This window comes from Burkholderia sp. BDU5, assembly GCF_001522845.1.
GTDB lineage: Bacteria > Pseudomonadota > Gammaproteobacteria > Burkholderiales > Burkholderiaceae > Burkholderia > Burkholderia mayonis.
The window spans coordinates 23,136-44,088 of record NZ_LOWC01000110.1; the positions used below are offsets into that span (position 1 = coordinate 23,136).

General features: G+C 65.2%; 19 protein-coding genes. 18 read left to right on the plus strand and 1 reads right to left on the minus strand.

The genetic code is table 11. The features are described 5' to 3' along the window. The first annotated feature begins 13 nt into the window (after positions 1-13). The 5 genes from WS69_RS17670 to WS69_RS17690 all read left to right on the plus strand — a co-directional run bounded on the left by WS69_RS17670 (position 14) and on the right by WS69_RS17690 (position 4,290). The gene (locus WS69_RS17670) at positions 14-1,447 is read left to right on the plus strand and encodes an RtcB family protein (protein ID WP_059472041.1); all 1,434 of its coding nucleotides are present in this window, start codon (positions 14-16) and stop codon (positions 1,445-1,447) included. Between the two features lie 63 nt (positions 1,448-1,510). Next, positions 1,511-1,765, plus strand: a complete 255-nt coding sequence (locus tag WS69_RS17675) for a hypothetical protein (protein WP_059472020.1) — start codon at positions 1,511-1,513, stop codon at positions 1,763-1,765. Positions 1,766-1,886: 121 nt separating this feature from the next. Then, entirely contained in the window at positions 1,887-2,582 is a 696-nt protein-coding gene (locus WS69_RS17680) for a hypothetical protein (protein ID WP_059472021.1), read from the plus strand. A gap of 128 nt (positions 2,583-2,710) precedes the next feature. Continuing rightward, complete coding sequence (locus WS69_RS17685) at positions 2,711-3,010, plus strand: GYD domain-containing protein (protein WP_059472022.1); 300 nt, start codon at positions 2,711-2,713, stop codon at positions 3,008-3,010. Between the two features lie 149 nt (positions 3,011-3,159). After that, complete coding sequence (locus WS69_RS17690; RefSeq protein WP_059472042.1) at positions 3,160-4,290, plus strand: CapA family protein; 1,131 nt, start codon at positions 3,160-3,162, stop codon at positions 4,288-4,290. A 276-nt stretch (positions 4,291-4,566) separates the two neighbouring features. Here WS69_RS17690 and WS69_RS17695 read toward each other — a convergent pair whose 3' ends face one another. Continuing rightward, positions 4,567-6,228 (minus strand): alpha/beta fold hydrolase, encoded by a 1,662-nt coding sequence (locus WS69_RS17695; RefSeq protein WP_231747158.1) that lies wholly within the window; start codon positions 6,226-6,228, stop codon positions 4,567-4,569. On the opposite strand from WS69_RS17695, the gene WS69_RS34850 reads away from it, so the two are divergent. The 13 genes from WS69_RS34850 (at position 6,214) to WS69_RS17755 (ending at position 20,914) form a co-directional block, all read left to right on the plus strand. Further along, the gene (locus WS69_RS34850) at positions 6,214-6,390 is read left to right on the plus strand and encodes a hypothetical protein (RefSeq protein WP_226382859.1); all 177 of its coding nucleotides are present in this window, start codon (positions 6,214-6,216) and stop codon (positions 6,388-6,390) included. The genes WS69_RS17695 and WS69_RS34850 overlap by 15 nt on opposite strands. 1,009 nt (positions 6,391-7,399) lie before the next feature. Continuing rightward, on the plus strand, positions 7,400-7,624 hold the full coding sequence (locus WS69_RS17700) for an MbtH family protein (protein WP_059472024.1): 225 nt from the start codon (positions 7,400-7,402) through the stop codon (positions 7,622-7,624). Next, positions 7,611-8,495, plus strand: a complete 885-nt coding sequence (locus WS69_RS17705) for a cupin-like domain-containing protein (RefSeq protein WP_059472025.1) — start codon at positions 7,611-7,613, stop codon at positions 8,493-8,495. Before WS69_RS17700 ends, WS69_RS17705 begins: the two co-directional genes overlap by 14 nt. 62 nt (positions 8,496-8,557) lie before the next feature. Then, positions 8,558-9,580: a pyridoxal phosphate-dependent aminotransferase gene (locus WS69_RS17710; protein ID WP_059472026.1), complete on the plus strand. Its 1,023-nt coding sequence runs from the start codon at positions 8,558-8,560 to the stop codon at positions 9,578-9,580. A gap of 9 nt (positions 9,581-9,589) precedes the next feature. Further along, positions 9,590-10,690, plus strand: coding sequence for a methyltransferase domain-containing protein (locus WS69_RS17715; protein ID WP_059472027.1), 1,101 nt, complete (start codon positions 9,590-9,592; stop codon positions 10,688-10,690). Positions 10,691-10,746: 56 nt separating this feature from the next. Beyond that, positions 10,747-11,565, plus strand: a complete 819-nt coding sequence (locus tag WS69_RS17720) for a formyltransferase family protein (RefSeq protein WP_059472028.1) — start codon at positions 10,747-10,749, stop codon at positions 11,563-11,565. Between the two features lie 40 nt (positions 11,566-11,605). After that, positions 11,606-12,820: an argininosuccinate synthase gene (locus tag WS69_RS17725; RefSeq protein WP_059472029.1), complete on the plus strand. Its 1,215-nt coding sequence runs from the start codon at positions 11,606-11,608 to the stop codon at positions 12,818-12,820. After that, positions 12,817-14,217 (plus strand): argininosuccinate lyase, encoded by a 1,401-nt coding sequence (argH, locus tag WS69_RS17730; RefSeq protein ID WP_059472030.1) that lies wholly within the window; start codon positions 12,817-12,819, stop codon positions 14,215-14,217. The genes WS69_RS17725 and argH overlap by 4 nt, the downstream gene beginning before the upstream one ends. Before the next feature lie 29 nt (positions 14,218-14,246). Continuing rightward, on the plus strand, positions 14,247-15,131 hold the full coding sequence (locus WS69_RS17735) for a GHMP family kinase ATP-binding protein (RefSeq protein WP_059472043.1): 885 nt from the start codon (positions 14,247-14,249) through the stop codon (positions 15,129-15,131). A gap of 53 nt (positions 15,132-15,184) precedes the next feature. Continuing rightward, entirely contained in the window at positions 15,185-16,417 is a 1,233-nt protein-coding gene (locus tag WS69_RS17740) for an MFS transporter (protein ID WP_059472031.1), read from the plus strand. Continuing rightward, on the plus strand, positions 16,417-17,070 hold the full coding sequence (locus WS69_RS17745; RefSeq protein ID WP_059472044.1) for a hypothetical protein: 654 nt from the start codon (positions 16,417-16,419) through the stop codon (positions 17,068-17,070). Before WS69_RS17740 ends, WS69_RS17745 begins: the two co-directional genes overlap by 1 nt. Beyond that, positions 17,067-18,182, plus strand: a complete 1,116-nt coding sequence (locus WS69_RS17750) for a cysteine synthase family protein (RefSeq protein WP_059472032.1) — start codon at positions 17,067-17,069, stop codon at positions 18,180-18,182. Before WS69_RS17745 ends, WS69_RS17750 begins: the two co-directional genes overlap by 4 nt. Before the next feature lie 29 nt (positions 18,183-18,211). After that, on the plus strand, positions 18,212-20,914 hold the full coding sequence (locus WS69_RS17755) for a lyase family protein (protein ID WP_059472033.1): 2,703 nt from the start codon (positions 18,212-18,214) through the stop codon (positions 20,912-20,914). Positions 20,915-20,953 lie beyond the last annotated feature (39 nt).

Consider the following 20,953-nt stretch of genomic DNA (forward strand, 5'->3'; position numbering starts at 1 on the left):
ACGGAGCATGCCGATGGACCTGACTCTGCTGAAGCAGCACGGCGAGTTCGAATGGCACATTCCGCCGACGGGCGGCATGCGCGTGCCCGGCATTCTCTATGCGGACCGCAAGCTGATCGGCGACATGGATCAGAAGGTATACGAGCAGGTCTGCAATGTCGCGACGCTGCCGGGCATCGTCGCCGCGTCGTTCGCGATGCCGGACGCGCACTGGGGATACGGCTTCCCGATCGGCGGCGTCGCGGCGTTCGACGCGCAAGCGGGCGGCGTGATCTCGGCGGGCGGGGTCGGTTTCGACATCTCGTGCGGCGTGCGCACGTTGCATACGGGGCTTGCGCGCGCGGACGTCGACGCAGTGAAAAAAAAGCTCGCCGATGCGCTGTTCACGCACATCCCGGCGGGCGTCGGCAGCACCGGTCGGCTCAGGCTGTCCGCCGCGAAAACGGACGACATGCTGACGGGCGGCGCCGCGTGGGCCGTCAAGCAGGGCTACGGGACGCCGCTCGATCTCGAACGCATCGAGGAGGGCGGCATGGTGCCGCACGCGAAGCCGTCCGCGGTGTCGGCGCTCGCGAAGAAGCGCCAGCGCGACGAGATGGGCACGCTCGGTTCCGGCAACCACTATCTCGAAGTGCAGGAAATCGACGATATATACGATCCGGCGTGCGCGCAGCGCTACGGACTGCGGCGCGGGCAAGTCGTCGTGACGATTCACTGCGGATCGCGCGGGCTCGGTCACCAAATCGGCACCGAATTCCTGAAGGAGATGGTGATCGCCGCGACAAGCTACGGCATCGCGCTGCCCGACCGCGAGCTCGCGTGCGCGCCGATTCTGTCGGATCTCGGCGAGCGCTATCTGGGCGCGATGCGCGCGGCGATCAACTGCGCGCTCGCGAACCGTCAGATCCTCACGCATCTGACCCGGGAAGTGTTCGCGAAGGTGCTGCCGGCCGCGCAACTGACCCTGCTTTACGACGTTTCGCACAACACCTGCAAGGTCGAAGAGCACGTGATCGACGGCCGCCGCCGGCAGCTCTACGTCCATCGCAAGGGTGCGACGCGCGCGTTCGGGCCCGGCCATCCGGCGCTGCCCGACGCGCTGCGCGACGCCGGCCAGCCGGTGCTGATCGGCGGTAGCATGGGAACAGCGTCGTACATCCTGGCCGGTGCGGACGCGGCGGGCGGCGAACGTGCATTCGGCTCCGCGTGCCACGGCGCGGGCCGCAGCATGAGCCGCTTCGCGGCTGCACGGCGCTGGCGCGGCCGGGCGCTCGTCGACGAGCTCGCGAGCCGCGGCATCCTGATCCGCAGCCCGTCGGACCGCGGCGTCGCCGAAGAGGCGCCGGGCGCGTACAAGGATGTCGGCGCGGTCGTCGACGCGGCCGCCGAGGCCGGGCTCGCGCGCAAGGTCGCGCGGCTCGTGCCGATCGTCTGCATCAAGGGTTGACGCGATGCGTCGAGCCGGAGCGAAACGAGCGGCCTCAACCGGAACGGGAGAAAAACCATGTCCATGAAGCTCAATTCCGCATCGCACCCCGCCACTGCGACCGAAATTCGCGACATCGTCGGGCCGATCGAAGACGACGTCATCGCGAAGATCCTCGAAATCGAACCGACGAGTACCGAGGTGCTCGATGCATACACGTGGTTCAGATCCGACGAACGCCTGCAGTTCCGCCTCGATCGCGAACCGCACGGCCGGACCGCGCGCGTGCTCGAGGTGCTGGAGCGCGAGGAGCCGGACGGCGACGACATGCGCCCGTGAATTCGCACATTCGAAAGCGGCGCGGGTGCGATGGACGCAAGCGTACCGCGCCCGCGCCGCACGAACGCGTTTGCGATTGCGACTACGTCAGTCATCGTCGGAAACAGGCAGGCGAATCGTCATGGTCAAGGCGAACCGCAACTTTCGGACCACGTCCGCCGCACAGCCGGCAACGCCTCCCGTTGCCCGCGGGCGCGCGCCCGGCAAGCCGCCGCGTCAGCGGGCGCTGCGGGCGTTCCTGTCCGCGCGCGTCGGCGCCGAATGGACTTCGGTGCGCGCGGAACTCGCGCGACGCTTCCCCGAGCAGCCCGACGTTCCGGCCGATCTCGTGGCGACGCATACGTCGTCGAAGCACGGGCGTGTTCGCGTTCACTCGCCGCACGGCGTCGTCGCGCTCGAGGACGCGAACTGTGCGTTCTACGTCCATCCGGAGCTCGGCACGCTGATGCGCAACGCCGCGCTCGCGTCGCGCGTGCAGCACGAGAAGGAGCGCGAAGCGCGACGTGCGGAGGAATTGCACGCGCGGATGCGTCCGGTGTCCGCGCATACGCAGGCGCACAAGATCGGACCCGCATGGTATCTGGTCGAACTCGACTATCTGCCGTTCCCGCGCCGTGAAACCGCCGAGACGGGCGCGCGCCACGCGCACGAGCACGAAACCGTGTTTGACGCGGTGCTGAGCCGCGTCGTCGACGCGTCGGACCGCTTCGACCTCGAGCACATTTACGGCCGGCGCGGGGTATACGGCGCACGCAAGCGCGAACTGTCGTATCGCGAGCTGCGCGATTTCGGCCTGCTATCGTCAGTCAAGACGTGACGGGCGGACGGGATCCCGGATGGACGGCGCACGATGCCCGGACATGTCCGGACCTTGATCGTAATCAATGGATGCGCGATCCGATGCGCAATGCTTGAACGTATCGATCAGCGCGCAAGGAGACGACGATGCCGGACTTCATACTGTTGACGCGTTTGTCCCCGGAGGGACTGAAATCGCCGTCGAGCATGGAGACGCTCGAGAAGCGCGCGGTCAAGGAAATCGAGGAAGCGTGCCCGGGCATCGAATGGCGGCACAGCTACGCGATCCTCGGGCCATACGATTATCTCGACGTGTTTTCCGCGCCGGACATCGAGACGGCGTTCAAGGTGTCGGCGATCCTGCGCACGCTCGGACGCTCGCACGCTGAAGTATGGGCCGCGACCGAGTGGCGTGCGTTCAAGGAAATCATCGAATCGATCGGCTGATCGCGGGCCGATTGAAGCAGGCCGATTGAAGTTGACCGATGCGGGAGATGCGCAGCCGATCGCTGCGCGACGGCTCGCATCGCCTGACGAGCGGCAAAGGACCGTTTCACGGGAGGAGCGCGAACCGGATCGGTTCGCGCGTTGATGCGATGAATGAAGCCGACGACACGCGCGACGATCGCGTGCGCCTTTTCCTCTGCGGCGACGTGATGACGGGCCGCGGCATCGACCAGATCCTGCCGCACCCGTGCGATCCTCAGCTATACGAATGCTATTGCCGGTCGGCGCGCGACTACGTGCGCCTGGCCGAGCTCGCAAACGGCAAGCTGCCCGCGTGCGTCGACTACGCATACCCGTGGGGCGAGGCGCTCGCGGAGCTCGACCGTATGCGGCCGCACGCACGGATCATCAATCTGGAAACCGCGGTCACGACGAGCGACGACCATTGGCCGGACAAATCGGTTCTATATCGGATGCATCCGCGCAACATCGACTGCGTGTCGAGCGCGCGCATCGACTGCTGCGTGCTTGCGAACAACCATTCGCTCGACTGGGGGCGCGCCGGCCTCGCCGACACACTGGAGACGCTGCATCAGGCCGGCATCCGGACCACCGGCGCCGGCGACGACGACGCGCGCGCCGCCGAGCCGGCCACGCTCGACCTGCCGAACGGGCGCCGAATCCGCGTCTACGCGTATGCGGTCGAGACGAGCGGCGTTCCGCCGTCGTGGGCCGCGACTGCACGGCGCAGCGGCCTGAACTATCTTGCGAATCTGTCGTCCGAGCGCGCGACGCTGATCGGCGAACGGATCGCGGCGCAGCGGCGCGCGGGGGATCTCGTCGTCGTTTCGCTGCATTGGGGCGGCAACTGGCGATTCGAGATCGGCGACGACGAGCACGCATTCGCGCACCGGCTGATCGACACGGGCGCGGCCGACATCGTCTACGGCCATTCGTCGCACCACGTCAAAGGGATCGAGATATACCGCGGGCGGCTGATTCTTTACGGCTGCGGCGATTTTCTGAACGACTATGAAGGCATCCACGGCCATCAGCAATTTCGGCCGGATCTCACGCTGATGTATTTTCCGGTGCTCGACGCGGACAGCGGGGCGCTCGTCGAACTGTCGGTGGTGCCGATGCAGATTCGCAACCTGCGGCTGCAGCACGCGAGCGCCGAGGCGAAGACCTGGCTGCACGCGGTGCTCGAGCGCGAAAGCCGGAGATTCGGCACGCATGTGTCGGCATGCGATGCCGACGTGTTGCGTCTGCATTGGTGAGACGGTTTCGATGGACGTGCGTCGCGGGCGTGTCGAGCTGCGCATGGGCGGGCGGGGCGGCCGCGCGGCCGAGCTTCGATGCGATCGTTGGGCGGTTGCGTCGCGATCGTCCGCCGTTCGCCCCGATGCTGGCGACATCCATTCCCGGTGCCGGTCGGTCGCGTATTTCGAGTGCCGATCGAGCGGGCCGGCGCAAATCGCGGCGCGCCGATATCGACCGACGAATATCGTCCACGAACCGACATTGCATCGATCGGCGCGCACTGCCGCGCAGATTCAGATCATTCGCCACACGTCCTTCATCGTCAGCGCGACGTGGCGAACATATGGCGCCGCGAGCATGCTCATGTGATTGCCCGGCGTCACGACCGCGTCGACTCGCTCGATCAGCACGGTCCATCCGAACGCCGGCACCATCTCGCCTGCATCGCGATCGCCGTTGGCGACGAGCACCGTCGCGTCGCCTGCGTATCGCCCGCGTGGCGCGTAGCAGGTGCTCAAATTGGCATCGAACACCTGCCGCAGATGCCGCACCGATGCGACAGGCGCGCGCGGCGACAGCAGCGCGGCCCTCACCATGTAGGCATGGACGAACGCATCCTGTGCATCGTCGCCCGTGGCGATGCAATGAGTGATTTCTGCGTCGGTGATCCCGGATGGCGCGCCGGCCGCCTGCTCCAGCAGTCCGATCAGCGTGCGCAGCATGTCCGCATCGGAAGGCGCGCGCCATGCCTGCAGGGCGGGCGGCGGAATCGAATCGAGCAGGACGAGCGGGGCGCAGCGCCTTCCCATGCCGTCCAGCTGCCGCGCCGTTTCGAGCGCGACCCAGCCGCCGAACGAGTGACCGACGATGCGCGGCGGTCCTGGCGGATTTGCATTCAGAATCGCCCGCACGTACCGGCGCGCGGCTGCTTCGACCGACCGGTCCGGCTGGCGCTGGCCGTCGAGGCCGCGAGGCTGCAGGCCATATACCGGCACGTCGGCGCGCAGCATGCTCGCGAGCGGAACGAACGATGCGACGCTGGCGCCAGCGCCCGGGATGCAGAACACCGGCGCTTGCCCGGCGCAGCCTGCCTGAATGACGAGCAGGCAATCCGTTCGATCCGCATCTGCGCGCGCCTGGGCGTGCGCGCCCGCCGGCTTTTCGCCGGTCGGCACCTGCGGGACGTCGTCGCGTGCGTCCCGCGACCGCAGTCGTTCGACGCACGCGGCAAACCCGACGATGGTCGGACATGCGAAGATCTGCTCGATCGGCACGGTTATGTGCAACGCATCGCGGATCCGGAGCGCCAGTTGAAGCGCTTGCAACGACGTTCGTCCGAGTGTGAAGCAATCGTCTTGCGATCCGCAATGCGTGACATCTGTCAGATCGGCCGCGATCGCGGCGATGCGCGCTTCGACGGGCGACTCGCAACCCGCATCGGAATCGCGCGATACGTCGTTCGACGGCGAAACCGCGCTTGCGGTCGGCGACGACGCAGGTTCGCGTCCGCGCGCTTCGATGCCCGTCTCGGCAATCCAGTGAAACGGCGCCGATCCGTGCGCTCGTTCGACGTCGATCGCCGCTTCGCGGAGCAGCGCATCGAGCGTGTCGAAACCGGTCACAATCGGGGCCGCCACGAGCCGCAACAGCCATTGCCCGCTGCCGGGGATGCGAGCGATGCACGCGAGCAGCAACGGCGGACGTTGCACGTCGATCCGCATGCCGGGCAGGGCGGCCAGCGCCGCCAACTGCGCGGCGGGATCGAGGTCGGGATCGAGCAGGGCCGTGTGCACCGGCAGGCGAACCTTGCGAAGCGTGACTTGCATCGGCCGCCGCAGGCGTTCCCAAAAGATGCCCGTTCGCAGACTCGCGTGCCGATCCGTTGCGCGCTGCAGTGCTTCCAGCAACGCATCGAGATGGGCCCGTGAGTCGAGCGTGACGTGCGCCGCCGCCAACGGGCCGTCGCCGCATCGATCGAGCAGATGGCGCGCCAGCATCCGCTCCAGCGTGCGGGTGAGCGGAGCGGTTCGCTCGACGTTCGCCGCACCGCCGTCGACAGTTCCGGCAATCCGATTCAGATCGGCGCTTCCCGGCATATCGAGCGTGCTTACGTCTGAATCGACATCGTGACAATCCGGTGTCTGCAAGTTGGCTTCGGTGGACGTATCGATCGAAACGTGCATGCGTGTAAGAGCTCCAGGGTTCGATGTCGCGAAATGCGCGTCCCATTTTGCAGTCGGGCAGCGGGGCCCCGAGTGGAGCCGCCCCATTTCGAACGCGCAATTAGTTGCCTTCATTGCAATGATAAAACGACCGGAAAATAATCGGTCAATCTATTTGTTTTGTGGAAACTATTTCATACAAGTGAATTTCAGATGACTCTGGTGATGTCGATGAGATTTGCACATCCGTTTGAAATTGGCATGTTTTTTAAACCAACGCTTGTTCGGTAAAAATTTCTGGGCGTCATCGGCATAACGAAATTCAACATTTTGCATAACGTGCGTGCTTAATTAATAAGCGGGCGCGCGAATCTGAAGTCCAGTCGGCAAGATTGATTTGGCACGTGTGCGACGTGGAAATAACGTTTTGATTCATGGATATAGATCGCCCCTTCGATATCTGGGATAACGGATGGCAAGTAAGCGCTGGCTGAATCCTCGAAGCGGACGGCGAGCAACATAAGCATCGGTCTCCGCAAGCGCCGCGCCTCCTGGTTGTCATCCGTTAATGAAATCTTTGCGCCATCCGTGTGTAAATTTTGCGACTGTAATATTTGTCAGGTATGCGTTGCTGTTTGAAATAAAGCAGGACACCTTGCCGCAAAATTGCTTGACACGTGAGAAGTTATGCCCAATTCTATTCGTGCCTTGAAGATGAAAGTGCATTGAAAAATGCATGCCCAATAACCAGATATCAGGTTAGTTCAGGGGACAATTCACGCAGCAGAAATACTTAATTCGCTGAAGTACTTAATGCGTTGGGCGTGGTCGCGGACTTGCATCCGAGCGATGCCAAGGCAGTACATCCGGTGCGTCTTTCCAGCCAATGGCTTCGCGCGATTTCACCTGCGTGCCGCCACGGCAAAAAACCGGCACATCACCTTGCTTTCCCTGGGAATCAGCTATGGACGACGAATTGCACTTCGTGGTGCGAAATAATGAGGGCCAGTATTCGGTCTGGATGGATGGGCGAAGCCTTCCCGCCGGCTGGGAAACGGTCGGCGAACCTGCGACGAAGCAGCAGTGCCTGCAACGCATCGAGCAACTATGGACGGACATGGTTCCTGCCAGCGTCCGCGAGCATCTCAATCAACATTCGGGCTCGGGAATCGACTATGCCGTACGATGAAATTCTGCCTATCGAAACGCTGGTTCGACCCAAAGTGTCGGATTTCCGCAAGCATTACCTGGAAAAAGAGCGTCCGGTGAAGATCGCGAGGGCGCTCGACGCGTGGCCGGCGATGCAGAAATGGTCGCTCAACTACTTCGAGCGCAATTTCGGCGACGAGACCATCGGCGTCGAGAGCTTTCAGCCTGACGAGCGCGGACCCGGCAACAACAGCCCACAAGGTTACGTCAAGCACCTGCGCTTCCAGGAGCTCAAGCTGAAGGATTTGATCCACATCCTGCGGACGAAGCCGGATCACATGTACTACATGGCGTCGCATCCGTTCCGCAAGAGCTTTCCGAACCTGCGCGCCGATCTCGCGCCGCATCCGTATGTGCAGGGGCATATCGAGCACATTCCCGGCGCGCACATGGATTCGTATCTGTGGATCGGACCGGCCGGCACGCACACGCCGACCCATACCGATCCGATGCCGAATTTCCTGACGCAGGTCGTGGGCCGGAAGATGGTGTACCTGTTTCCGCCGGACCAGGTCAGCAAGAATCTCTATATCGGCCAGTTCGAGCGCGAGACGTTCAGTCCGGTCGATTTCGAGAAGCCGGATCTCGAGCGCTATCCGAACTATCGGCACTGCACGCCGTACCGGGCGATCATCGAACCGGGCGAGACGCTGCACATTCCGCGCAACTGGGGGCACTGTGTGATCTCGATGGACATTTCGATTTCCATCAGCACGTTCTTCATCACGTATCCGCAACTGTTCCGACTGGTGCCCGAGTTCTTCACCGAGTACATGAAGCGTGCGTTCGAGGGCTGGCGCTGGAAGGGCATGGAAAACGAGCGGGCCGGTCTGAATCCCCCACCCCGCTGATTCCATCCGCACGATGCATCAGGCAAGAATCGACAATCATTAGAATCGGCAAGGATGAAATCGTGAGCGTTGGTGAAGCAAAGGATACCGAAGTACTGATGGAAGAACGGGCATCTGCGGAAGCTGTCTGTCTGGCGTTCAATGAAAACCCGGAAGCGGTGGAGCCGCGTGTGCGGGCCGCGATCGCGGTCGCGGCCGCACGAATCAATCGCTACCCGTTCGACGCCGAACCGAGAATCATGCAAAAGCTCGCGGAGCATTTCGATTGTCCCGAGGACAACCTGATGCTGGTGCGCGGCATCGACGAATGCTTCGATCGAGTCAGCGCTGAGTTCTCGTCGATGCGATTCGTCACCGCGTGGCCGGGCTTCGACGGCTATCGCGGGCGGATTGCCGTCAGCGGGCTCAGGCACTTCGAAATCGGTCTGACCGACGATCTGCTGTTGAAACCGGACGATCTCGCGCGAGTGTCGAGCAACGATTGCGTCGTACTCGCCAATCCGTCGAATCCGACCGGCCAGGCGCTGACGGCCGGCGAGCTCGATCAATTGAGGCGGCGCGCGGGCAAGCTGTTGATCGACGAAACCTACGTCGATTATTCGTCGTTTCGCACACGCGGCCTGGCTTACGGTGAGAACGAACTGGTGTTTCGCTCGTTTTCTAAATCCTACGGTCTCGCCGGTTTGCGGCTCGGCGCACTGTTCGGGCCACGCGAGCTGATTGCGTCGATGAAACGCAAGCAGTGGTTCTGCAACGTCGGCACGCTCGATCTGCATGCGCTCGAAGCCGCGCTCGACAACGATCATGCGCGTGAAGCGCACATCGCGATGACGCTCGCGGAGCGTCGCCGCGTCGCTGATGCGCTGCGCGCGCTCGGCTACCGCGTCGCGTCATCCGAAGCCAATTTCATTCTCGTCAAAAACGCCGTCGGCGAGCGCACGCTGCAGTTCCTGCGCGAGCGGGGCATTCAGGTGAAGGACGCCGGCCAGTTCGGACTTCATCATCACATCAGGATCAGCATCGGCCGTGAAGAGGACAACGATCGGTTGCTCGCGGCGCTGGCCGAATATTCCGACCACTCATAAGGTGACTCCATGACCGCTGCAACGCTCGTTCGTGCGCAAGCGCACGAAGAAGACCTGTCTGTCGAAGAAATTCTGGATTCGCGCTGGTTCCAGCCCGAAATGTTCAAGACGCTCGACTATGTGAAAGGCTTCGTCGGTGCGAAGGTGATCTTCCAGATGCTCAAGCTCGGCGTGTTCGACGATCTGCTCGCGGGCAAGGCCATCGACGAAATCGCGAGCGGCCGTTCGCTCGATCCGTACCTGTTGCGCACCGTGTTCGAGTATCTGACCGTCGAAGGACTGCTCGTCAAGGAAGGGCGCGAGGACGCGGTATCTTTCCGGCTGTCCGATTACGGCTCCCGCATCAAACACTACGAAGGGTGGTTCAACATCCTGATCGGCGGTTACGACAGCATCTTCTCGAATATCGGCGCGATGCTGAAGGAAGGCATCGGCGGCTACAAGCGCGACGGCAAGTGGGTTGGCATCGGCAGTTGCCAGATTTCGAAGTACGACACGATTCCGATCACCAAGGCTTTCATCGAGTCGGTGAAGCCGGATGCGAAGCAGATCGTCGACTTTGGCTGCGGCAACGCGCTCTACCTGTGCACGCTCGCGAAAGAACTGGGCGACATCAAGGCGATCGGCATCGAGCCGGATACGAGCGCGTACGAAGCCGGCCTGAAGAAGGTTGCGGAAATGGGGTTGCAGGAGCAGGTGCGTCTCGTCAACGTCGATGCGCTGGATTACGAGATCGACGAGCAGCCCGATTTCATCTTGTTCGGCTTCGTGCTGCAGGAAATCATCGCGCAGATCGGCCGGCCGGCGTTCATCGAGTATCTGCGCAAGCTGGGCCGGAAATTCGCCGACAGCTACTTGATGGTGATGGAAGTCGACTATGACATCGACAATCGCGGCGTCATGCAGTCGCCGATGGGCCGTGGGTATTACAACCCGTATTTCCTGCTGCATCCGTTCACCAATCAGCTGCTGCTGCCGAAGCGCGAGTGGGACGTAATCTTCGCGGAAGCGGGCTACGACGTCGTCCGGGACGAGGTCACGAGCCCGAAGGCGGATCCGTCCGGTTTCGGCATCTGCTACGTCCTCAAGTATCGCGGCGCGGATCGCTGACTGATCCGATCAACGGCTCGACGCGCTTTCGTGCGCGATCCGAATAGGATTCCTACATGAATGACATGACTCGCGAGAAAGTCCTGCTCTGCATTGACAACGTCGCAGGGCTGGAAACGCTCACATATCTGGCAAAGAGGGCGAGCGTCGAGGTCGTCGGCGCAATCGTCCATCCGGAAGCGAACGCGACGCACCTCGACGAAATCGTCGAGGTGTGCGAGCGGCACGGCATTCCGCCGATCGATATCCTCGATGCGCGCGCCCGCTTCGACGAGCTGATCGCGCCGCTCGCGCCGGACTTCATCGTTTCGGTCTACTTCGACTACATCCTCGACGATCGCTTCATCGAGCTGCCGACGAAGGATTCGATCAATCTGCATCCGGGCTATCTGCCGTACAACAAGGGCTTCTATTACTACGCGTGGGCCGTGCTCGACGGCACGCCGGCGGGCGTCAGCATTCACCGGATCGTGTCGGCGGTCGACGCGGGGCCGGTCATCAGCCAGAAGCGCGTGCTGATCGATGGAACGGACACGGGCGACGTCATCTACGACAAGCACATGGACGCGTCGGTCGAGCTGTTCCAGACGACCTGGCCGAGCATCGAAAGCGGCACCTATCAGCTATTCCGGCAGCGGCACAAAGGCACGCGCAAGAAGATCACCGAAACCAACGAGGCGATGGAGATCGATCCGAACGCGACCTACGTCGCGCGCGAGCTCATCGATCTCCTGCGCGTGTTCTGCTTCCGCGGCAGCGGCGGCTGCGTGATGAAGATCGACGGCAAGAAATACAGCATCGGCATCGAATTCTCGGAACTGGCCGACAACGTCAACCAGATTCGCGGCAAGCGCGACAACTACCTCGTCGGCTAGTCGACGAGGCGGCGAACCCATCCATCACGGAAGATCCGACATGAAACCCAAACACATTCTCCTCGCTTATTCCGGCGGTCTCGACACGTCCACCGCGCTGCATTTCCTGAAGCAGCATTTCGATTGCCGCGTCACCGCCTATTGCGCGAACCTCGGGCAGAAAGAGGATTGGGAGCGGATGAAGCGCCGCGCGGCGATCGCCGGTGCGGACGATCTGGTCATCGAGGATCTGCGCGAGACGTTCATCGGCGATTTCGTGTTCCCCGCGCTGAAGGCGAACGCCTCGTACGAGCGTGACTATCTGCTCGGCACGCCGCTCGCCCGGCCGGCGATCGTGAAGGGGCTCATCGAGTACGCGCGCAAGCATGACGTCGACTGCCTGTCGCACGGCTGCACGCAGAAGGGCAACGATCAGGTGCGCTTCGAGATGGCCGCGAAGATCCTCGCGCCCGATCTGCCGACCGTCGCGCCGTGGCGCATCTGGTCGCTGCAATCGCGCGAGGATCTGTTCGCGTATTGCCAGCAGCACGACATTCCGGTCGAAAGCCGTCCGGACAATCTGTTGAGCCACGACGAGAACCTCGTGCACATCACGACGGAAGGCGACTATCTGGAAAGCGTCGCGAACGAGTTCAACTGGCTCGACGTGAACTGGATCACGCCGCCCACCGATGCGCCGGATGCGGTCGAGACGATCACGGTCGGTTTCCGCCAGGGCGTGCCCGTCTCCGTCGACGGCGCGGCGCTCGGGCCGGTCGAGCTGATCGAGCGGCTGAACGAGGTGGGCGCCCGCAACGGCGTCGGCTTCCAGGACATCATCGAGAACCGCATCAACGGCCTCAAGGTGCGCGGCGTGTTCGAGAATCCCGCGCTGACGATCCTGCATGCCGCGCATCGCAAGCTCGAGAAGATCACGCTCGGCCGCGACGTCGAGCGCCTGCGCAACCTCGTGTCCGACGACTACGGCGACATCGTCTACCGCGGTCTGTGGTTCAGCGACGAGCGGCTGTGCCTGCAGGCGCTCATCGACGCATCGCAGAAATACGTGAGCGGCGACGTGAAGGTTCAGCTCTACAAGGGTTCATGTACGGCGTCCGCCGTCGAATCGGAGCAGTCGCTCTATTCGCGCGATTTCGTGACGCTGCACGCGGGCCGCGCGATCAGCGGCGAGGACGCGACGGGTTTCCTGAACACGCTCGGCCTGCGCATCGGCATCGAAGCCGCGCGCGCCGCGAAATCGGGAGCCGGCGCATGAGCAATCCGATGGCGAATCCGTGGGCCGGGCGCTTCAGCCAGTCGATGACCGACAGCCTGGTGGCGTTCAACACGAGCCTGCCGCTCGAGGCGCGGCTCTTCGAAGCCGACATCGACGGCACGGCCGCGCACATCGAGATGCTGCATGCCGTCGGCCTGCTTCAGACGGCGGAGCACGAGGCGCTCGCGCGCGCGCTCGACGAGATCCGCGCCGCGTGGCGCGCGGGCGAGATCCAGTTGTCGCCCGCGCTCGAGGACATCCACATGAACCTCGAGACGCTGCTGGTCGACAAGGTCGGCGAGCTCGGCAAGAAGACGCATACCGCGCGCAGCCGCAACGATCAGCAGGCGAGCGCGCAGCGCATCTACTTCATGCGCTCGACGCGCGAGCTGGTCGACGCGATCGACACGCTGCAGCGCGCGCTCTTCGAGCACGGCGAGCATCATGGCGGGCTCGTGATGCCGTCGTACACGCATCTGCAACGCGCCGAATTCACGTATTACGCGCACTGGCTCGCGACTTACGTGGTGATGCTCGATCGCGACCGCAGCCGTTTCGTCGACGCGCTCGCGCGCGCTGATCAGTGCCCGCTCGGCGCATGCGCGTCGACCGGCACGAGCCTGCCGATCGACCGCCGGCGCTCGGCGTCGCTGCTGGGCTTCAAGGAGCCGACGCTGCACAGCATCGATTCGGTGTCCGACCGCGACTATCTGGTCGAATTCGGCGCGCATGCGGCGAATCTGATGATCCATCTGTCCCGGCTGTCGGAGGAACTCATTTCGTTCACGAGCCAGGAGTTCGGTTTCATCGCGCTCGCGGACGGCTACTGCACCGGCAGCTCGATCATGCCGCAGAAGAAGAACCCCGACGTGCCGGAGCTCGTGCGCGGCAAGGCGGCGTCCGTGATCGGCAATGCGATGAGCCTGATGGCGCTCCTGAAGGCGCTGCCGCTCGGCTACAACAAGGATCTGCAGGAGGACAAGACCGCGTGGTTCGCCGCGCTCGACAACTGCATGACGTCGCTCGCGATCCTGACCGAGCTGGTCCGCACGATGGCGCCCGTGCCCGACAGGATGCGGCAGGCGACGCTCGGCGGGCACATCATCGCGACCGAGTACGCGAACTATCTGGTCCGAAAGGGAATGCCGTTCCGTGAAGCGCATCGGGTCGTCGGCGAGCTGGTGAAGACGGCGGATGCGCGCGGCGTCGACGTGTCGGCGTTGCCTCATGCGACGTTCGCCGAGGCGAGCCCGCTGTTCGGCGACGACATCGGCGGCATTACCGTCGAGGACATGGTGGCGCGCAAGAATTCGTACGGCTCGTGCGGCGACCAGGCGCTCGGCGAACTGCTCGCGCGGCTTCGCTCGATGCTGGACGCGCATCAGCCCGGCCGATGACCGAGCGAGCACTGACCATGTCGGAGCCCATGCGTTCATTCATCCCGGCCGCCCGAACGGCGTCGGGCATCTCGTACTGCTCGTTCGGCGAACTGCTGCAGGGCGTGCTGCACGAGAACGACGCCGATTTTCTCGTCACGCTGCCGATCCAGAAGTATTCGGTGAGCACGTTCGTGCCGGACCACGGCAGCACCGAGATCGTCACGCATCCGAGCGGCAAGACGAAGGCTGCGGCGCTCGCGAAGGTGATCCTCCGGCGCTACGGGCACAACGTCGGCGGGACGTTCTACATCGATTGCGACATCCCGATCGGCAAGGGGCTCAGCAGCTCGTCCGCCGATTTGCTCGCGACCGCGCGCGCGATCGAGGTCTACATGGGCCGCGAGCTGCCGCTTGGCGAGCTGTGCCGCGACATGAGCGGCATCGAGCCGACCGACGGCGTGATGTTCGCGGAGTCGGTCGTCTACCTGCAGCGCAAGGGGATGCTGTGGTCGAAACTCGGGCGTCTGTCCGGCATCCAGATCCTGTCGCTCGACGAGGGCGGCACGATCGACACGCTCGAGTATCACCGCCGCGACCGCGCGCATCGGCACAACGTCGAGCATCGCAGCGAGTTCAACGAGCTGCTCGATCGGATCGTCGCGGCGTTCGGCGCGCGCGATCTGGACGAGATCGGCAGCGTGTCGACCCGCAGCGCGTACATCAACCAGAAGATCAATCCGAAGCGCCATCTGGCCGCGGTTCACGACGTGTGCAAGGCGACGCGGGGGATCGGACTCGTGACGGCGCACAGCGGCACGTGCATCGGCATCCTGTACGACACCGGCCGGCCGGGCCACCGCGACAACCTCGCGCAGGCGATCGATGCGCTCTCGGGATACGGAACCGTAAAGGTCTATGACACGATCCAATAGCCGCCGCGCACGCGCGGCCGAACCGCTCCCGCTTCGCTTCGGCAAGGACGACCATGCCATTTTCTGAATCCGTCGCCGAAGCGCCGAGCGCCGTCGCGACCGGGTACGCGCTCAGCGCGCGAAACGAGCGCATCTATCTCGCGTACCGGGTGCTGACGCTCGCGATCATCGATCGCGCGATTTTCGTGATCTTCCTGATGCACAAGGGGTTCGACGCGTATCAGATCGGCATCCTGCAGGGCGTGTTCTTTCTCGCGAACATCGTGACCGAAGTGCCCGCCGGCATGTTCGGCGATGCGTTCGGCCGCAAGCGCTCGGTGCTGCTCGGGCTCGTCGCGTACTGCGTGTACGCGCTCGGCGTCATCGTCAGCGACGGCTTCGCGCCGTTCGTCTGCCTGTACGCGCTCCTCGGCGTCGCGCTCGCGCTCGTGTACGGCTCGGACACCGCGCTCCTCTACGACAGCCTCGTCGTCGACGGCCGCGTCTCGCATTTCAACCGGGTGCAGCTGCGCGCGAACGCGCTCGGCCTGATCTCCGGCGCGTTCGCCGTGCTCGCGGGCGGCTTGCTCCAGAAGGTGTCTTGGAACGCGGTCTATGCCGCGTATTTCGCGATCTACGCGGCGGCGCTCGCCGCGTGGTGCTTCGCGATGGAGCCGCCCGAAGCGCCGACGGAAAAACACACGGGGCGCAAGGACGTGACGAAGGAGCTGTTCGCGTTCATCCGCGGACATTGGAGAAGCGTCGCGCTGCCGATCCTCGGCTTCACCGTGTTCGCGGCCTGCACGACGCCGTTCTTCACGTTCAGCCAAGCGCTCTTCAAGGAGAACGGATTCAGCGTCGAGCACATCACGTGGTTCTTTTTCGCCGCGCAGATGCTGATCGGCATGGTCTATCTCGTCATGCAGCGGACCATGTCGTTCCTCGGCTTCTATCCGGTGGTGCTCGCGAGCACGCTCTTGACCGCGGTCGTGCTCGCGTCGATGTTTTTCAACGTCGCGGCCGTCGACTTCACCGGGTTCTTCCTCGTCATGATCATCAATCCGATCGTCACGGTTGTCGCCAACGAGTACTTCAACAAGCGTCTGCCGAGCCGGATTCGCGCGTCGTTCCTGTCGCTGATCGGGCTGTGCATGTCGCTCACGATCGCCGTGATGTATTTCCTTTACAGCTATCTCGCGCAGTACCTGGCGATCTACAAGGTGATGGCGGCGACGTCGCTGATTGCCGCGTGCGCGTGCGCGATCTTCGTCGTCGCGCGCTGCTTCGACACGAAGGAGGAAGCATGATGCTGCTGCGCCGCCTGCTGTACCGCGAAGCCCCGTTCGAGCCGCTGACCGACGCCGAGCTGCGCCGCCTCGAGGCGGCGTTCGGCGAGATGGTCGAGGGCCATCCGCTCATCTATTACTGGATTCACCGGATCGACGGCGTGCGCTGGCTGATCACGGACTTCTTCCATCCGTCGATGTTGCGCTATCGCGGGCTCGAGTTCGTGCTCGTCGAGCGCGGCACGGTCTCGTACTACCGGCTGCCGGGCGCGAAGGTCGGCGGCACGGGGCGCGTCGCCGCCGGCAATTACCGCGTGAGCATCACGTCGCCCGCCGGCGCGGCCTTCCTGACCGAGATCCGCAAGAACGCGCTCGGCCGGCTCGAACTGCTCGGCGTGTCGCCTGCGCCGGCAAGCGGCGCGTCGCCGTCGCACGTCGAGCTGCCGCGCCATTCGCTCGAGCCGAGCAAGTTCGCGGACGAAATGAAAGCCGCGATCGCGGGCGGCGTCGAGTGGGTCTACCGGCGCTACCGCAGCGCCGACGATCGCACGAAGGCCGCGCTCGCGGACGAATGGCGGGACGCCCGCTGGCCGCGCGCGGTGCGCGGCGCGAGCCCCGAGACGGATGCCTATTTGCGGATGCTCGAACAATCGATCGCACGAACGACATCATGACCCACACCATCGACAGACCCGCCTTCCAGGTGTACGACAGCGTCTCCGGCTCGCTCGACCATCCCGACCTGATCCGGCTCGGGCCGGGACTCGTCGCGGCCGCGTTCCGCCTGATGAAGCTCGTGCCCGCCAAGTACATCATCGAGCACGCGATCGCGAGCGGGCAGCTGAATCCGGGGATGCCCGTGCTCGAGACGTCGAGCGGCACGTTCGCGATGGGCATCGGGATCGTCTGCGCGGAAAAGCGCATCCCGTTTCACATCGTCAGCGACGCGGCGATCGACGAACGGCTGCAGGCGCGCCTGCGGCAGCTCGGCGGGCGCGTGCAGATCGTCGGGGCGAACGCGACCGGCTCGAACGTTCAGGTGCTGCGGCTCGAAGCGTTGCAGGAGCAACTGCGCGACAACCCCGGCGGCTTCTGGCCGCGGCAGTACGACAACCCGGACAACCAACGCGCGTATCGCGCATTCGCCGCGCAGCTGATCCGCACGTTCGGCACGCATCTCGCGATCGTCGGCACGGTCGGCTCGGGCGCGTCGACGTGCGGCACGATCCGGGCGCTGCGCGAGGTCGATCCGTCGATTCCGCTCGTCGGCGTCGATACGTTCGGCAGCGTGCTGTTCGGCCTGCCGGTCGGGCCGCGCGCGCTGCGCGGCCTCGGCAACTCGATCTATCCGAACAATCTCGACCACGCGTGCTTCGATCAGGTGCACTGGGTGTCGGCCGCCGAGGCCTTCGCGAGCACGCGCCGGCTGCACCGGCAGCACGGGCTGTATTGCGGGCCGACATCCGGCGCGGCGTTCATGGTCGCCGAATGGCTGCGCGCGCAGCGCGACGACGGCAGGACGATCGTGTTCATCGCGCCCGACGAAGGGCATCGCTACATTGACACCGTCTATGACGACGCATGGCTGCGCGAGCAAGGGCACGCCGATGCCGATGCCGCGCCGGACGCCGAGCCCGTGCGCGCGGTGAGTCCGAACGCCGCGTCCGGCCCGTGGGCGTACGTCGAATGGGGGCGCCGCACGTTCGAGCAGGCGACCGGCCGCTCGCGTCCGGCGGGCAGCGTGCTTGAGCAGATCCGCGACGTCCGGCCCGCGCCTGTCGCATGACGCCGCGAGCGGCGCGTTTCGATTTTCCTTTGGCGGCCACATTCATCGTGAAGACCTTCGTATTCATCGAAAGCAACACCACCGGCACCGGCCGGCTCTGTCTGCAAAAGGCGCTGCTGCGCGGCTTCGACGTGCTGTTCGTCACGAGCCGGCCGCAGCTCTATCCGTTCCTGCAGGAAGAGAGGGTCGCGCCGCTCGTCGCCGACACGTCCGATCCGCAGCGGATCGTCGACGCGCTCGCGCCGTATCCGGCGATCGGCGGGATCTACTCGACGTCCGAGTACTACATCGAAACCGCCGCGACCGTGGCCGCGCGCTTCGGCTTGCCCGCGGCGGACCCGGACGCGATCCGCGCCTGCCGCGACAAGGGCCGGCTTTACCGGTGCCTGCGCGACGCGGGCGTCGGCACGGCGGACACCGAGATCGTGTCCGATCGGACGCAACTGCGCGATCTGGCGCGCGGCCTCACGTATCCGCGCGTGCTGAAGCCGGCGTTCGGCTCCGGCAGCGTCGGCGTACGGCTCGTGCAGACGGAAGCCGACATGCTCGCGCACGGCGACCGGATCCTCGACGCGCGCAGCAACGAGCGCGGCATCGCGGTCGCGCCGCAACTGCTCGTGCAATCGTTCGTCGACGGCACGGAATTTTCGGTCGAAGTCGTCGGACTCGGCGCGGCGCACGGCTATGCGGTGCTCGGCGTGACCGGCAAGCATCTCGGGCCGCTGCCGTTCTTCGTCGAGCGCGGTCACGATTTTCCCGCGCGGATATCCGCCGCGCAGCGCGATGCGATCGTCGCCGAGACGCTGCGCGCGCTCGACGCGACCGGCCACCGCTTCGGCCCGGCCCACGTCGAATGCCGCGTGAGCGGCGGCAAGGTCGTCGTGATCGAAATCAATCCGCGTCTCGCGGGCGGCATGATCCCGCAGGCGGTCGAATGGGCGACGGGCGTCGACGTCCTCGGCGCGATGATCGACCTGCACGCGGGCACGCCGCCGGACCTGGGCCCGCGCCGCCGCGACCACGCAGCGATCCGTTTCGTGCTGCCCGCGCGGCGCGGCGAGCTGAAGGCGCTGTCGTTCGAGCCGGACGACCGCTTCCCTGCGGTGCGCATGCGCTTCATGCCGTTGAAACAGCCCGGCCAGCGCGTCGATCTGACCGGCGATTTCCGTGACCGTCTCGCGCTCGTCATCGCGTCCGCAGCCGATCCGGACACGCTCGCGCACTCGCTCGAAGGCGTCGAGCGGCGTGTGACGGTCGTGCTCGACGACGCCGACGCGGCCGGCGAAGGCGCGAGCACCGGCCGGCTGCGCCGCACGCTGCAACCGGAGGCGCTCTCGATCGTCCGCAAGCCGGCGCCGCGCGCGGAGCGGCTCGCCGAACTCGACGCGTTCGCGGCGATCGACGAGGCGCATCTGCTGATGCTCGTCGATGCGGGCATCTGCGACCGTGCGCGGGCCGCGACGGTGCTCGCGGAAATCGCACGGCAGCGCGACGCGGAGTTCGCCGCGATCGCCGACGCCGTCGCGCCGCGCGGCGCGTATGCGCTGTACGAGCAGTTGATCATCGAGCGGGTCGGGATCGACGCGGGCGGCGCGGTGCATACCGCGCGGTCCCGCAACGACATCAACGCGTGCGTCGCGAAGCTGCGTGCGCGCGACTGGCTCGATACGTGCGGCGGCAAGCTGTGGCGCGTCCGGGCGGCGCTCATCGACAAGGCGCAGCACACGCTCGACTGGCCGCTGCCCACGTACAGCCAGTACCAGGCCGCGCAGCCCGGCAGCTTCGGCTACTACCTGTGGTCGGTCGAAACCGCGCTGCGGCGCGACCAGGCGGCGCTCGACCGGCTCGACGACGATCTCGCCGTCTGCCCGCTCGGCGCGGGCGCGGGCGCCGGCACCGATTTTCCGATCCGTCCGGACGTGAGCGCGGCGCTGCTCGGCTTCGCGCGCAGCTTCGACAGTGCGCTCGACGCGGTCGCGAGCCGCGATCTCGTGCTGCATGTCCTGTCCGCGATCGCGATCGCGTCGACGACGTTGAGCCGGCTCGCGCACGACCTGCAGCTCTGGACGATGCGCGAGACCGATTTCCTCGCGCTGCCGGACGAGCTGAGCGGCGGCTCGTCGCTGATGCCGCAGAAGAAGAATCCGTACCTGCTGGAAATCGTCAAGGGCAAGCTCGCGCACGTCGCGGGCGCGCTGAACGCAGCGGTGTTCGCGTCGCAGCGCACGCCGTTCAGCAATTCGGTCGAGATCGGCACCGAGATGCTCGCGCCGTGCGCGGACGCCGTGCTGGCATTCGGCGAAAGCTGCGATCTGCTGCGGTTGATGGTGACCGGCGTGACGGGCGACCCGGCGAAGATGCGCGCGGCGGCCGAAGAGGGACTCGTGATCGCGACGCAGGTCGCCAACGCGCTGGTCCGGGAGACGGACATCAGCTTCCACGCCGCGCATCGCCAGATCGGCGCGCTGATCACGCAGGCGCTCGACGCGCACGAAGATCCGGCTGCGGCGCTCGGCAGCTTCGTGCGGCAGCCGGGCGCGTCGATCGAAGAAGCGGCCGAACGGCTCGCCTACGGCGGCGGGCCCGGCGCGGCGGGCGCGGGACTCGCGCGATCGCGCACGCTGCTGCGGCAGTCGGCGGACCGCCAGTGGCGGCGCCGCGCCGCATGGCACGCGGCGGATGCGCAGCGGCGCGCGCGCGTCGCCGACCTGCTCGACGCGACGCCGGCCTGACGCGACGGCGCGACAGTGGGACGGCACGCGTATGCGCCA